At 72.8% G+C, this 13,315-nt stretch carries 14 protein-coding genes and 1 pseudogene; 8 read left to right on the forward strand and 7 right to left on the reverse strand.

Going from position 1 to position 13,315, the window contains the following annotated elements:
- Positions 1-56 precede the first annotated feature (56 nt).
- On the forward strand, positions 57-491 hold the full coding sequence (locus AB0L75_RS01050; protein ID WP_365173621.1) for a heme-binding protein: 435 nt from the start codon (positions 57-59) through the stop codon (positions 489-491).
- 29 nt (positions 492-520) lie between these two features.
- Here the strand turns inward: AB0L75_RS01050 and AB0L75_RS01055 are convergent, their stop codons facing one another.
- The 3 genes from AB0L75_RS01055 to AB0L75_RS01065 all read right to left on the reverse strand — a co-directional run bounded on the left by AB0L75_RS01055 (position 521) and on the right by AB0L75_RS01065 (position 2,800).
- A complete protein-coding gene (locus AB0L75_RS01055) occupies positions 521-1,270 on the reverse strand; it encodes a class I SAM-dependent methyltransferase (RefSeq protein ID WP_365173623.1) in 750 nt (249 codons plus the stop codon).
- A gap of 5 nt (positions 1,271-1,275) precedes the next feature.
- Complete coding sequence (locus AB0L75_RS01060; protein ID WP_365173626.1) at positions 1,276-1,584, reverse strand: 4a-hydroxytetrahydrobiopterin dehydratase; 309 nt, start codon at positions 1,582-1,584, stop codon at positions 1,276-1,278.
- A gap of 142 nt (positions 1,585-1,726) precedes the next feature.
- Positions 1,727-2,800, reverse strand: a complete 1,074-nt coding sequence (locus AB0L75_RS01065; RefSeq protein ID WP_365174813.1) for an ADP-ribosylglycohydrolase family protein — start codon at positions 2,798-2,800, stop codon at positions 1,727-1,729.
- A 103-nt stretch (positions 2,801-2,903) separates the two neighbouring features.
- Here AB0L75_RS01065 and AB0L75_RS01070 point away from each other — a divergent pair, with 103 nt between their 5' ends.
- From AB0L75_RS01070 to narJ, 5 genes and pseudogenes are all read left to right on the forward strand, one after another.
- Positions 2,904-3,737, forward strand: coding sequence for a helix-turn-helix transcriptional regulator (locus AB0L75_RS01070; protein ID WP_365173628.1), 834 nt, complete (start codon positions 2,904-2,906; stop codon positions 3,735-3,737).
- A 98-nt stretch (positions 3,738-3,835) separates the two neighbouring features.
- Positions 3,836-4,699, forward strand: a complete 864-nt coding sequence (locus tag AB0L75_RS01075; RefSeq protein WP_365173630.1) for a helix-turn-helix transcriptional regulator — start codon at positions 3,836-3,838, stop codon at positions 4,697-4,699.
- Positions 4,700-4,735: 36 nt separating this feature from the next.
- Positions 4,736-5,545 carry an SAM-dependent methyltransferase gene (locus tag AB0L75_RS01080; protein ID WP_365173632.1) on the forward strand — a complete coding sequence of 270 codons (810 nt, stop codon included), beginning with the start codon at positions 4,736-4,738 and terminating at the stop codon, positions 5,543-5,545.
- A 138-nt stretch (positions 5,546-5,683) separates the two neighbouring features.
- A pseudogene (locus AB0L75_RS01085) lies at positions 5,684-5,758 on the forward strand (hypothetical protein); the annotation flags it as partial.
- A 22-nt stretch (positions 5,759-5,780) separates the two neighbouring features.
- Positions 5,781-6,275 (forward strand): nitrate reductase molybdenum cofactor assembly chaperone, encoded by a 495-nt coding sequence (narJ, locus tag AB0L75_RS01090; RefSeq protein ID WP_365173634.1) that lies wholly within the window; start codon positions 5,781-5,783, stop codon positions 6,273-6,275.
- 102 nt (positions 6,276-6,377) lie between these two features.
- Here narJ and dnaK read toward each other — a convergent pair whose 3' ends face one another.
- The 4 genes from dnaK to AB0L75_RS01110 all read right to left on the reverse strand — a co-directional run bounded on the left by dnaK (position 6,378) and on the right by AB0L75_RS01110 (position 11,753).
- Entirely contained in the window at positions 6,378-8,231 is a 1,854-nt protein-coding gene (gene dnaK, locus AB0L75_RS01095) for a molecular chaperone DnaK (RefSeq protein WP_365173637.1), read from the reverse strand.
- Positions 8,232-8,368: 137 nt separating this feature from the next.
- Positions 8,369-8,794 (reverse strand): OsmC family protein, encoded by a 426-nt coding sequence (locus tag AB0L75_RS01100; RefSeq protein WP_365173639.1) that lies wholly within the window; start codon positions 8,792-8,794, stop codon positions 8,369-8,371.
- 143 nt (positions 8,795-8,937) lie between these two features.
- Positions 8,938-11,169 (reverse strand): phage holin family protein, encoded by a 2,232-nt coding sequence (locus AB0L75_RS01105; RefSeq protein ID WP_365173642.1) that lies wholly within the window; start codon positions 11,167-11,169, stop codon positions 8,938-8,940.
- 182 nt (positions 11,170-11,351) lie between these two features.
- Positions 11,352-11,753: a hypothetical protein gene (locus AB0L75_RS01110; RefSeq protein ID WP_365174815.1), complete on the reverse strand. Its 402-nt coding sequence runs from the start codon at positions 11,751-11,753 to the stop codon at positions 11,352-11,354.
- 124 nt (positions 11,754-11,877) lie between these two features.
- Between AB0L75_RS01110 and AB0L75_RS01115 the strand changes: the two genes are divergently transcribed.
- Entirely contained in the window at positions 11,878-12,651 is a 774-nt protein-coding gene (locus tag AB0L75_RS01115) for an MBL fold metallo-hydrolase (protein WP_365174818.1), read from the forward strand.
- A 14-nt stretch (positions 12,652-12,665) separates the two neighbouring features.
- Positions 12,666-13,280 carry a VTT domain-containing protein gene (locus AB0L75_RS01120; protein WP_365173644.1) on the forward strand — a complete coding sequence of 205 codons (615 nt, stop codon included), beginning with the start codon at positions 12,666-12,668 and terminating at the stop codon, positions 13,278-13,280.
- Positions 13,281-13,315 lie beyond the last annotated feature (35 nt).

A 13,315-nucleotide genomic window follows, 5' to 3' on the forward strand; every position in this document is an offset into this window, starting at 1 on the left:
GGGGGCCGCCCGGCTCTCCTGCCCTCCCTCGTGCGGTCGCCGATAATTTCGTGGTCATGTCTGACACTCCACGTCTTCCCGGGCTGAGGCCGGCCGAGGCGGATCGGGTGGTCGAAGCCGCCCTGGCGGTCGGTGCGGAGCGCGGTTTCCCGCCGCCGGCGGTGGCCGTCGTCGACGTCGCCGGAGAGGTGATCGCCCTGCGGCGGGCCGACGGAGGCATGCCCATGACCAGCCGGATCGCCGTGGCCAAGGCGCGCACCGCGCTGCTCGCGCTGAAGCCGTCCGGCCAGATCGACCTGCCCGCAGGAATCGTCGACAGCATCCAGCACCTCTACGGCGGCGACTTCGTCCCGTGGGCCGGGGGTGTGCTGGTGACCGACGGTGAGTTGGTTCTCGGCGCCGCGGGCGCATCCGGTGCCCATGCCCTGGAGGACGAGGAGGCCGTGCGCACGGCGGTGCGACAGTGGCAGGAGGGCGGTTCCGCCGGATAGCCGGCCGCCGCGGATCCTCCGGCAGGCCGTCAACCCGCTGCCGGCTTCCGGAACGCGCGCACCGCGAACACCGGGTCGGGGCGCGGCCGGTCCTGGTCCGGAAGACGGGACAGGCGCGCGGCGAACTCCTCGGTGCGCGCCTCGCCCGGTGGCAGCAGCGTGAACCAGCCGCGGCGCAGGTCGGCGATGGTGGCACGCGGGCTGCGGCCCTGGCCGACGCCGGGGAACGCGGTCTCGCCGGCCGGCCGGAGCCCGTGCCGTACGGCGTGCGCGGTGACGGTGGCCGCGGCGTCCTGGGCGGGGCGGCGCGGGCGGGGGGCGAGAACGGCGTCGATGTCGCTGCCGACGTCGTGCGCCGCGGCCTTGTCGACGGTGGTGACGTAGACACCGCCGGGGCGCAGCACGCGGGCGCACTCGGCGACGATCGCGCCGACGTCCTCGGGGTCGTCCGGCAGGTGCAGCAGCCAGATGCTGGTGACCGCGTCGACGGCGCCGGTGCGGAAGGGCAGACGGCGGCTGTCGGCCCGCACGATCGCGCCCGGGAGCCGGGCTCCCGCCCTGCACACCATGGCGGCGGTGAGGTCGGCGCCCGTCACGCGCAGCTCGGGGCGGTCGGCGGCCAGGCGGCGGGTGACGATGCCGGTGCCGCACGCCACGTCGAGAAGACGACCCGGCCCCTCGGGGACGAGGCCGAGCACCGCCCGGGTGGCCGCCGCGGCACGGGCCTCGCCGCCGCGGGACGCGTCATAGGCGTCCGCTTCCTTGTCGTAGTCGAGCACGCGCCTCAGTGTCCGCCGTGACCTGGGGCGATGTCCTCCACCCTGCGGGCGAGCGCGAAGTCCTTCGCGGTGAGTGCGCCGCCCGCGCTGTGTGTGTGGACGCTGAGGGAGACGGTGTTGTAGCCGAGGCCGAGGTCGGAGTGGTGGTCCAGCTCGTCCTGGACGGCGGCGATGTGCATGACCAGCGCCGCCGCCGCGACATGCGAGCCGAGGCGGTAGGAGCGGGTGAGCCGGCCGGCGTCGTCGACCGACCAGCCGGGCAGCTCCGCCAGCCGGTCCTCGATCTCCTTCTGCGACAGCGGTTCTACGGCCATGGCCAAGCTCCCTTCGAGTCGGCGGGCGGCGGGACGCCGGGTACGAAACGCCGGGTGAGCGATTACGAGTTCAGCCTGCCACGTCAGCCGTGCGCTCACTCCGCCACGAGGCCGTCGTCATCACCCCGCCCAGGGGCCCGTCTCAGCCCTGCGCGCACTCCGCCGCGAAGTCGTCGGCAAGCGCCGCGATGCGGTCCCGGCCCTCCACCCGGGCGACCCAGGCGTGCGGCAGGCCGGTGTCGCCGTGCAGCGCGCCCAGCAGGTTGCCGCAGATGGAGCCGGTGGAGTCGCTGTCGCCCGAGTGGTTGACGGCCAGCAGCAGCGCCTGCTCGGGACCGGGCTCGGCGAGCGCGCAGTAGACACCGATGGCGAGGGCCTCCTCGGCGACCCAGCCCGCGCCGAGGGACTCCACCTTCTCGGCCGTGGGCGCCCCGTCTGCGGCGAGGTCCAGGGCCCCGCGCAGGGCGTCCGCGGTCTCGGTGTGGCCGGGGTGCCGCTGCAGCAGCCGCAGCGTGCGCAGCACCGCGCCCTCCAGGGAGTCCCCGGCGACCAGGTGGGCCACGATCGCGGCGAGCGCGCCCGCCGCGTAGTAGCCGGTGGGGTGGCCGTGGGTGATCTGGGCGCCGCGCGCGGCCATGGCGAAGGACAGGTCGGCGGGGCCGACCAGACCGAAGGGGGCCGAGCGCATGACCGTGCCGCAGCCCTTGGAGTCGGGGTTGACCTCGCCCGGTGTGCCGTCGAGCGGGAGTGCGGGGTCGGGCGCGTACATCTGGGCGACGCCGGACAGACAGGCGTTGCCGGGGGCGCGACGGGCGTACAGCCAGGCCTCGGTGACCAGACCGCCGCCCGGTACTCCGGCCGGTACGCCCGCCGGTGCGCCGGGCTGCCGCGGTGCCGGCTGCTCCGGGCCCGGCTTGGACTGTGTCTCCAGCCAGCGCTCGTAGGCCTGGCGCAGCAGCAGGGGCCAGGCGCCGCCGGCGCCCTTCTCGCGCTGCCCTGCGTGCGCCTGGATCAGGGCCTCGACGGTGAACAGGGTCATCTGGGTGTCGTCGCTGATCAGACCGATCGCGCCGAATGCGCCGGGTACGAAACCGGTTACCCCGCGCGGACCGTGCGTGGCGCGGATCCGGTCCAGGGAGGAGAACTCCACGGGGTAGCCGAGGGCGTCACCGACCGCGCCGCCGAGGAGACAGCCACGGACCCTGGCCCGGTACACGGCCGCGGACTGAAGGGAGGCCTGGGGGGACGACGTCCGCCACGGCTTCGGCCACGGCTCGTTCCTGCGCAACTGAAGCAACTCCTCGACTACGGTCGGATGTATGACCATTGTCGCCACCGGCCCCGCCGCGTCCGCCCCCGCCCCCGCCGCCGACAGGGGCGTCGGCCCGCTGCTGCGCGCCTGGCGGGAGCGGCGCCGCGTCTCCCAGCTGGAGCTGGCGCTGCGCGCCGACTCCTCGGCCCGGCACATCAGCTTCATCGAGACCGGCCGGTCCCGGCCGAGCGAGGAGATGGTGCTGCGGCTCGCCGAGCATCTGGACGTGCCGGTACGGGAGCGCAACTCGCTGCTGCTGGCGGCCGGTTACGCCCCGCACTACCCGGAGACCCCGCTGGACGACCCGGCACTGGACGCGCTGCGCGACGGCATGGAGCGCCTCATCCAGGGCTACGAGCCCTACCCGGCGCTGGTGGTGGACGCCGGTTACACGGTCGTCGCCGCGAACCGGGGCATCGCGATGCTGCTGGAGGGCGTGCCGGAGAAGCTGATGACGCCGGTGCCGAACGCGATGCGGCTGACTCTGCACCCGGAGGGGATGGCGCCGCGCATCCGCAATCTGCGCGAGTGGCGCGGGCATCTGCTGGCGCAGATGGAGCGGCAGATCGCCCTGCAGCGCTCGGACGAGCTGCGCGCCCTGTACGAGGAGGTGGCCGGCTACCCGGTGCCCGAGGACGCGCAGGACGACGAGCCGGCCGAGCCCGTCGCGTACTTCGCGCTGCCCCTGCGCATCGAGCACGACGGCCGGATCCTGTCGTTCGTGTCGTCGATCTCCACGTTCAACACGCCGATGGACGTCACCGTCGCCGAACTCGCCATCGAGACGTTTCTGCCGGCCGACCCGGCGACCGCCAAGTATCTGCGCACCCTGGCCGGTTGACCGCTCCCGCGGCACCCCTGATCCCCTCGGAACCGTGTGCGAAAAGGGATCACATGGCAGACTGCCGGGGTACCTCGGCGCGTAGGGGAGGGCGTGGCGTGAGTGAGCGGCGGGCTGCGCCCACCGTGGGCCAGGTGGTGCTCGGCAAACGGCTGCAGGAACTGCGCGAGGCCTCGGGTCTCAGCCGGGAGGAGGCCGCCCGGGTCCTCAGGGTGGCGTCGGCGACCGTGCGGCGGATGGAGATGGCCGAGGTCGCGCTGAAGATCCCGTACGTGCAGGTGCTGCTGGACACCTACGGGGTGGCCGAGGAGGAGGCGTCCGCGTTCGTGCGGCTGGCCGAGGAGGCGAACCAGCCGGGGTGGTGGCAGCGGTTCCACGATGTGCTCCCCGACTGGTTCAGCCTGTACGTCAGTCTGGAGGGTGCCGCGCGGATCATCCGCTCCTACGAGCCGCACTTCATCCCCGGCCTGCTACAGACCGAGGCGTACGCACGAGCGGTGCTGGAGGCCGGCACGATCGGGCAGACCTCGCCGCAGACCGTGGAACGGCATGTGTCGCTGCGCATGGAGCGCCAGCGGCTGCTGGAGCGGGACGATCCGCCCCACCTGTGGGTGATCATGGACGAGACGGTGCTCAGACGCCCGGTGAGCACACGCCCCGAGGTACTGCGGGGCCAGCTGGACAAGCTGCTGGAGTACGCCGAGCGGGACCGGGTCACGCTGCAGGTCGCCGAGTTCGCGGCGGGCCCGCATCCGGGGACGTACGCGCCGTTCACGCTGTTCCGGTTCGCCGAGCCGGAGCTGCCGGACATGGTGTTCACCGAGTATCTGACCGGCGCGCTCTATCTGGACTCCCGCCATGAGGTCTCCGCGCACCTGGAGGTGCTGGACCACATGACGGCGCGGGCCGCGTCGACGCAGCGCACGCGGACCCTGCTGCGGGAGTTCCGGGCGACTCTCTGACATCCCGTACGGACCGACCCCTGGGGGACACGTCTCATGACTGGAGCCGATTCCGCGGCCGTGCCGATCGACACCAGCCGTCCGCACCCCGCCCGGGTCTACGACTGGTGGCTGGGCGGCAAGGACAACTACCCGGTGGACGAGGAGCTGGCACGGAAGATCCTCGCCGCGGACGGCACGGCGGTGCGCGGGGCGAGGGCCAACCGGCGGTTCATGCACCGGGCCGTCCGTACGGCGGCCGAGGCCGGGGTGCGGCAGTTCCTCGACATCGGCACCGGCATCCCCACCGAGCCCAATCTGCACCAGGTGGCGCAGCAGGTGGCAGCGGAGTCGAAGGTGGTCTACGCGGACAACGACCCGATCGTGCTCCGGCATGCCGAGGCCTTGCTGCGGAGTTCCGCGGAGGGCAGCACGGACTACATCCACGCCGATGTCCGCGATCCCGGCGCCATCCTGCGGCAGGCCGGCCAGTCCCTGGACCTCGCCCGGCCCGTCGCGCTGTCGCTGGTGGCGCTGACCCACTATCTGTCGGACGCCGAGGACGATGTGTACGGCCTGGTCGAGACCTACGTCCGGCATCTCGCACCCGGCAGTTTCCTGATCCTGTCCCAGGTCACGCAGGATCTGAGCCCCGAGGGCGTGGCCCGGGCCGCCGAGCTGTTCCGCCGCGGCGGCACGCCGTTCCACCCGCGCACCCTGCCCGAGTTCTCCCGCTTCTTCACCGGCCTCGACCTGCTCGGCCCCGGAGTCATCCCGGTCCACGGCTGGCGCCCGGAGCCAAAGGACGTGACGGTCCAGGCGGAGGGGGTCGTGCCGGTGTACGCGGGGGTGGCCGTCAAGCGGTGACCCGTACGGGTGCCCCGCGGCCGGTGCGGTGCGGCGTGCGGTGGCCCTGATGACCCGTACGGGTCTGTGAACAGGTGCCGTCCCCTGCTCGCCTCTAGGTTGCTGACCATGAGGTGAGCCGAGGGAGCGCACGTGACGGACACCCTGCGCATCCCGCTGGTGTACCTGGCGGAGGTGTTCACCGCCGGGGACGCCGCCCCGGTGCGGGCGTCGCCGGCGAAGCCAAGGAGGTCTGATGCCCTCGGACGCGGTGCTGTACCAGGCGGCGGCGCTCTGCCTGACCTACCCGGACGGCGACCTGATGGCCCGGCTGCCGCTGCTGCGCGAAGCCGCCCCGCAGCTGCGGGCGTTCACCGACCACGCGGCCGTCACCCCGCTGCCGGAGCTGGCCGCGCACTACGTGCGGGTCTTCGACTTCAAGAACCGGCACAGCCTGTATCTGAGCTGGTGGCACGACGGTGACACCCGCCGGCGGGGTATGTCCCTGGCCCGCTTCAAGGACGTCTACCGCGCGCACGGACTCCGGTTCAGCGGCGAGGAGCTGCCGGACTTCCTGCCGGCGGTGCTGGAGTTCACCGCGCGGACCGGTGACACCGGCCTGCTGACCGAATACCGCGACGGCCTGGAGCGGTTGCGTACACGGTTGACCGGTTACGGAACGCCGTACGCGGCCGTCCTGGATGCCGTGTGCGCCACGCTGCCGACCGACAGCACCGGCGTGCACCCATGACGACACTCCTGTGGGGCGCCCTGCCCCGCATTCCGGCCGTACATCGTCCACCGCACCCGCGATCCACGCCGGCTGGGCCCTCGCCGGGTCCTCGGTCGCGCCTTACTTGGCGTCCTTGTCCTCGTCCACGATCTCCGCGTCGACCACGCCGTCCGCGTCGGCCGTGCGCTCGCTCTCCTGCTCCTGCGCGGCCTGGCCGGTGGAGGAGGCGTTCGCGTACATGGCCTGGCCCACTTTCTGGCTGACGGTGGCGAGTTTCTCCACGCCGGTGCGCAGGGCGGTGGTGTCGGCGTTCTGGTCCAGCAGGGTCTTCAGTTCCGCGGCGGCCGCCTCGACCTCGCCGCGTGTGTCGGCGGGCACGCGGTCCTGGTTGTCACGGAGGAACTTCTCGGTCTGGTAGACGAGTTGCTCGGCCTGGTTGCGGGTCTCGGCGGCCTCGCGGCGTTCGCGGTCCTCCTCGGCGTACTGTTCCGCCTCCCGCATCATGCGGTCGATGTCGTCCTTGGGCAAGGCGGAGCCGCCGGTGACGGTCATCTTCTGCTCGCGGCCGGTGGCGAGGTCCTTGGCGGAGACGTGCATGATCCCGTTGGCGTCGATGTCGAAGGCGACCTCGATCTGCGGGACGCCGCGCGGGGCCGGCGGCAGCCCGGTGAGGTCGAAGACGCCGAGCTTCTTGTTGTAGGCGGCGATCTCGCGTTCGCCCTGGTAGACCTGGATGCCGACCGAGGGCTGGTTGTCGGTGGCGGTGGTGAAGATCTCCGAACGGCGGGTGGGGATCGTGGTGTTCCGTTCGATCAGCCTGGTCATGATGCCGCCCTTCGTCTCGATGCCGAGGGACAGCGGGGTGACGTCCAGGAGCAGGACGTCCTTGACGTCGCCGCGCAGGACGCCCGCCTGGAGGGTGGCGCCGACGGCGACCACCTCGTCGGGGTTGACGCCCTTGTGCGGGTCCTTGCCGGTGAGGTCGCGCACCAGGTCGGTGACGGCGGGCATCCGGGTGGAGCCGCCGACGAGGATGACGTGGTCGATCGCGGACAGCTGGATCCCGGCGTCCTGGACGGCCTGGTGGAACGGTTTCCTGCAGCGGTCGAGCAGGTCGGCCGTCAGCTCCTGGAACTGAGCCCGCGTCAGTTTCTCTTCCAGGTGCAGCGGGCCCTCGGCGGAGGCGGTGATGTAGGGCAGGTTGACCGAGGTTTCCGAGGACGACGACAGTTCGATCTTGGCTTTCTCGGCGGCCTCGCGCAGCCGCTGCACCGCCATCTTGTCGGCGGCCAGATCGATGCCGTAACCCCCCTTGAACTTCTTCACCAGATGCTCGACGACCCGCTGGTCCCAGTCGTCGCCGCCGAGATGGGTGTCGCCGTTGGTGGCCTTCACCTCGATGACGCCGTCGCCGATCTCCAGCAGGGACACATCGAAGGTGCCACCGCCGAGGTCGAAGACCAGCACCGTCTGTTCCTCGCCGCGGTCCAGGCCGTAGGCGAGGGCGGCGGCGGTCGGCTCGTTGATGATCCTGAGGACCTTCAGACCCGCGATCTCGCCTGCCTCCTTGGTGGCCTGCCGCTGGGCGTCGTCGAAGTACGCGGGTACGGTGATCACCGCGTCCGTGACGTCCTCGCCGAGGTAGGCCTCCGCGTCCCGCTTCAGTTTCTGCAGCACCCGCGCGGACAGCTCCTGCGCGCGCAGGCGAGTGCCGTCGATGGAACCGCTGTCCGGGAAGCGCCAGCCCGCATCGCCCATGTGCCGCTTCACCGAGCGGGCCGTGCGCTCCACATTCGTCACGGCCTGCCGCTTGGCGACCTCGCCGACCAGCACCTCGCCGTTCTTGGCGAACGCCACCACCGACGGTGTGGTCCGCGCGCCCTCCGCGTTGGTGACGACGGTGGGCTCGCCGCCCTCCAGGACGGCCACCACCGAGTTCGTCGTCCCGAGATCGATCCCGACCGCGCGTGCCATGGTTCGTCCCCTTCCGCCCGGGTGCCTGCCGCACTCCCAGCACAAGACGTGCCCGCGGCCCTGTCAATGCCCGGGTGCCCGGATACGGCGATGCCGCGCCCCTCGGAGCGGGACGCGGCACCGGGACCTACGGGACCTCAGGCCAGCTCGGCCGTCAGGGTGATCGTCGTACCGGTCAGGGCCTGGCTGACCGGGCAGTTCTTCTTGGCGTCCTCGGCGGCCGAGGCGAAGCCCTCCGCGTCCAGGCCCGGCACCTCGCCGCGCACGGTGAGGTGGATGCCGGTGATGCCCTCGCCCGGCTGGAAGGTCACGTCGGCCTTGGTCTCCAGCCGGGTGGGCGGCGTACCGGCGCCGGCCAGGGCGTGCGAGAGGGCCATGGAGAAGCAGCTGGAGTGGGCACCGGCGATCAGCTCCTCGGGGCTGGTCTTGCCGTTCGCGTCCTGGGAGCGCGAGGCCCACGTGACCGGCTGCCGGCCGATGCCGGAGGAGTCGAAGGTGACGACGCCGTTGCCCTCGAGCAGGTTGCCGTCCCAGACGGTGTGCGCGGTGCGCGTGGTGGCCACGATGGTTCCTTTCGCTTCGGGTCCCGTTACGGGGGATGTCCGTGCCCCTATCCGATCACATCCGGGCCCCTCGCACTCCGAAGACCGGCCCACACGCGGTGAACGGGAGGTGACGTCGCGTTCCGGCCGGCTTCCCGCGGAGGTCAGGCCGCTTTCTCCTGCTCCTCGTCGGCGGTCAGCGGGACCTGCGCGGCGCCCAGTTCGTGCAGCCAGCGGCGCAGGACGCGATGCACCTGCTCGGCACCGGCCAGTTCCCCCTCCCCCTCCCCGACCGGTGCGGACAGCTCCAGCGGCGCCAGCAGGAACGGGTGGGACTGGGCGCCGCCGAGACCGCCATGGGAGCCGATCTGCTCCTCGAAGGCGAGGACCTCGCCGTCGTCGGGGTCGTGAGCGGAGTTCACCATGATGTCGGCGGCGTGCGGGAAGGAGTGGGTGCGGCGGACCGCGTCGGCGGCACCCGCACCGAAACGGGCCAGCGGGCCCGGTTCGGCGTCCAGCCGGGCGAGCGGGATCTCGGCGCCGTGGGCACCCAGCACCACGCCGTCGTGCTTCTCGCTGCGCACCAGCAGGAAGCCGATGCCGGGGTGGTTGGCGAGGGTGGTGAGCAGCGCGGGGTGGCGGGCGTCGATCTCTTCCTTGGTCATGCGGTGGGGCACGTCCGGGAAGGAGACCAGGCCGAGGTTGCCGGAGGCCAGCACGATCGGCTCGGTGCCGCGGGCCGCCCGGCGCCGGTCGCTCTTCTCCTCCTCGACGGGCCTGCGCAGCGCGGCACGGACGGCGGCCCGGGCCTCGGCACCGCTGTGCGTCTGATCCGCCCGGCGCGGCACATGCAGTCCGCAGCCGGCCCGGACCAGATCGCCGAGGGTGAGGCCGTAGCGGGCGCGGAAGGTCTCGCCGGGGCTCTGCCCGTGGTCGGAGAGGACGGCGACGCGGTAGGGGCGGGGGGCGTGTTCGGCGACCCGCTCGATCAGGGCGAGGGAACGGTCGAGGCGCTGGAGAACCTTCTCCGCGTCCCGGCTGTGCGGGCCGGAGTGATGGGCGACCTCGTCGTAGGCGACGAGGTCGGCGTAGACGGCGGTGCGGCCGGCGAGCATGTCGCCCATCACCGCGGCGACGACGACGTCCCGCTCGACGACGGTGGCGAAGGCGCGGACGAACGGATACAGACCGCCGCGGCTCACCCGCGGCCGCTCCCCCCGCAGCCGGGCCCGGGTGGACTCGCCGATCTCACGGACCACCTCGGCGACGAAGGACAGGGCGGTGCGGACGGCGCCCGCGGGGTCGGAGAAGTAGGCGAAGTAACCGGCACGGGAACGGTTCTCCCGGTTGCGGCGGCGGGCCGCGATGGACAGCACGAGGGCCTGTTCGCCGGCGCCGCCGCTGAACAGGTTGCCGCGGCTCGCGCCGTCCGCGGTGAGCAGTCCGCCGTCGCCGGTACGCCGGACGGCGCGGCGCTGCAGCTCGGCGGCGCTCGTCGGCCGGTTGCACACCATCACCTCACGGCGGTCCTTCTCGTACCAGCGGAACGCCGGCACGTCGAAGGTGCTGCCGTGGAGGATCCCGAGCTGGCTGGCGCCGGTCTGGCTGGACCAGTCGGTGCGCCAGCGGGTGAGGCGGTGGGTCGGCTCCGGGCGGTGGCCGGCCGACGGTGCGCCGTCCCCATGGGCGGCGACGGCATCGACGGTCTGCTCCGCGCCGTCCGCATGCGCGGGGACGCGGACGGCGGTCCGCTCCGTGCCACCCGCACGCGCAGCAGGGACGCGGACGGTGGTCTGCTCCGTGCCGCACGCGCCCAGCCAGCGGCCGACCGTGGGCATCAGGCCCTTGCCGACCGCGTCCGCCAGGACGTCGTGGCCCACGCCGTCGAGCTGGACTAGGACCAGGCCGGGGGTGACGGGACAGGGCGGGTCGGATCTGCGGCGGCGGGCGGCGAGGCGGTGCAGCCGGCGCCGGTAGGTCTCGTCGTCGCGTACGGCGAGGGCCGCGCCGGTGGCCGAGGCGACGGCGGACATCACCGCGGCCACGATCACGGCGGTCTCGGGGGCGGCGGCACCACGGCCGGAGGGGTTGATGCGCAGGGCGAGCAGCAGCAGGGAGCCGTTGAGGAAGAAGACCAGCAGGCCGAGCACGAGGGCGGGGACGAGCAGCAGAAGCCGGACCAGAAGCGGCCAGACCACGGCCGACAGCACACCGAAGGCACCGGCGCCGCAGGCGGCGGTGACGGCGATACGGGTGGCGCTGTCGCCGTCGGCGGACTGGAGCTGGAAGTCGGGCAGGAGAGCGGCGAGAACCAGCATGGTGAGGGTGGAGACCGCCCATACGGCGACGCTCCGCCCGATCTGGCTGGCGACCCGCCGCCACCGCACGCCTCGCACCCCTCGTACACCTCACGTCCGGTCCCTCCCCCGCCCCTTGGGCGGGAGGGACCCCGTCTCGCCTCGTCGGCCCGGCGGGCCGCCCTCCACCTTGTCATACCGGCGCGGCGCGCTCGGGTCGTATCGAAACGGGCGCAATTGAGCGAGCGGGGCCTGGCCGACGCCGGTCCGGCAAAGGGGGGTCAGCGGCCGTCGTAGCCCGCCGTCGGCATGGACAGCCGGCGGTGGACGCGTGCCTTCATCTGCGCGTCGTACGCCGGTTCGGCGCGTCCCACGGTCTCCACGCGTACACCGCGGCGCGCGCACTCGGCGGTGAACGCCTCGACCGAGGACAGGGCCCGCCGGAGCACGCGGAGGCTGGGTGCGACGAAGACGTCCACGCCGGGCCGCACGCCGTCCCACAGTGCGTTGTGGTCGAAGCGCAGTCCGCCGACGAGAAGCTCCCGGGCGATGACGTATCCGCGTTCGGCGGCCCAGCGCGCGCACATGGCGTGCTGGCTGCGGGAGTCGACGAGGAAGGGGTCCGCTTCCAGTTCCTCCAGGGGCGTCAGGCTCGCGATGGCGGTGACCCGCACCGGCGGCACCGTCGTGGGCGTGTCGGAGGAACCCCGCAGCTGTCCCATGGCGTCCCCCCTCACCTCCGGGTTTCGCCGCTGACCCTACTCCTGCCCGTAGGCTTCGGGGAGTCGCGTGAAGGAGGCGAACAGGGTGCCGGTGGAGATCACCTGGTGGGGTCACGCCACCTGCACGGTCGAGGACGCGAACATACGCGTGCTCACCGATCCTCTGTTCGCCCGCCGGCTGGCGCATCTGCGGCGCCGCCGGGGTGCCCTGCCGCCGGCCGGGGCCCGTCGCGCGGACCTGGTACTCGTCTCGCATCTGCACGCCGACCATCTCCATCTGCCCTCGCTGGCCCATCTCGCCCCCGGCACGCGCCTGCTCGTGCCCCGGGGCGCGCCCCAGGCGGTGCCGGGTCTGCGCAGGCTGCGGCAGCTGCGGGTGACGGAGGTGGCGCCCGGGGACGAGGTGCGGATCGGTGAGCTGCTGGTGCGGGCGGTGCCGGCGCTGCACGACGGGCGGCGGCTGCCCGTCGGACCGCACCGCTCACCCGCGCTCGGCTATGTCGTCCAGGGCGAGGCGCGGACCTATTTCGCCGGGGACACCGGGCTGTTCGACGCGATGGCCGAGCAGGTCGGGCCGGTGGACGTGGCACTGCTGCCGGTGGGCGGCTGGGGGCCGTTCCTCGGTGCGGGGCATCTGGATCCGGCGCGGGCGGCGCTGGCGCTGGCGCGACTGGCGCCGCGGGCCGCGGTGCCGGTGCACTACGGGACGTACTGGCCGATCGGGATGGACGCGGTACGTCCGCACGAGTTCCACGCGCCGGGTGAGGAGTTCGTACGGCTGGCGGCCCGGGCGGCACCGGGGGTGGCCGTGCACAAGCTGGGGCACGGGGAGAGCGTGCGGCTGGAGGTCGCGCGGTGAGATGGCCGGCCTGTGTGGCGGTGCTCGCCGCCGCCTCCCCGTCGACCGTGCCGCCGGAGTCCACGCAACAGGCCATCGGCTACCCGTCGTTGTTCCTGCTGGTGCTGTTCGGGGCGCTGGTGCCGGTGGTGCCGACCGGGGCGCTGGTGAGTTCGGCGGCGGTGGTGGCCTTCCATCAGACGGCGCCGTTCTCGCTGGCCCTGGTGTTCGTGACGGCGTCACTGGCGGCGTTCCTGGGGGATGCGGCGCTGTACTGGCTGGGGCGGCGCGGGATGCGGTCGCGGGGCGGGTCGCGGTGGCTGGAGGCGATCCGGGGCCGGGCGCCAAAGGAGCGGCTGGCGTCGGCACGGGAGAAGCTGGCCGGGCACGGGGTTGCCGTGCTGGTGCTGTCCCGGCTGGTCCCTGCGGGGCGGCTACCGGTGATGTTGGCTTGTCTGATGGCGGATTGGCCGTCGAGGCGGTTTGCCCGGGGGAACCTTCCTGCGTGTCTGGCCTGGGCGGCCACGTATCAAGTGATCGGGATTCTGGGGGGCTCGTTGTTCGAGGAGCCGTGGGAGGGGGTCGTGGTGGCGGTGGGACTGACGGTGATGATCAGTGCCATGCCGGGTGTGGTGCGGCGGTTCCGGTAGTGCCGTTGGGGTTCCGGCACTGCCGTCGGGGTTCC

The organism is Streptomyces sp. NPDC052101, from assembly GCF_040680235.1.
GTDB lineage: Bacteria > Actinomycetota > Actinomycetes > Streptomycetales > Streptomycetaceae > Streptomyces.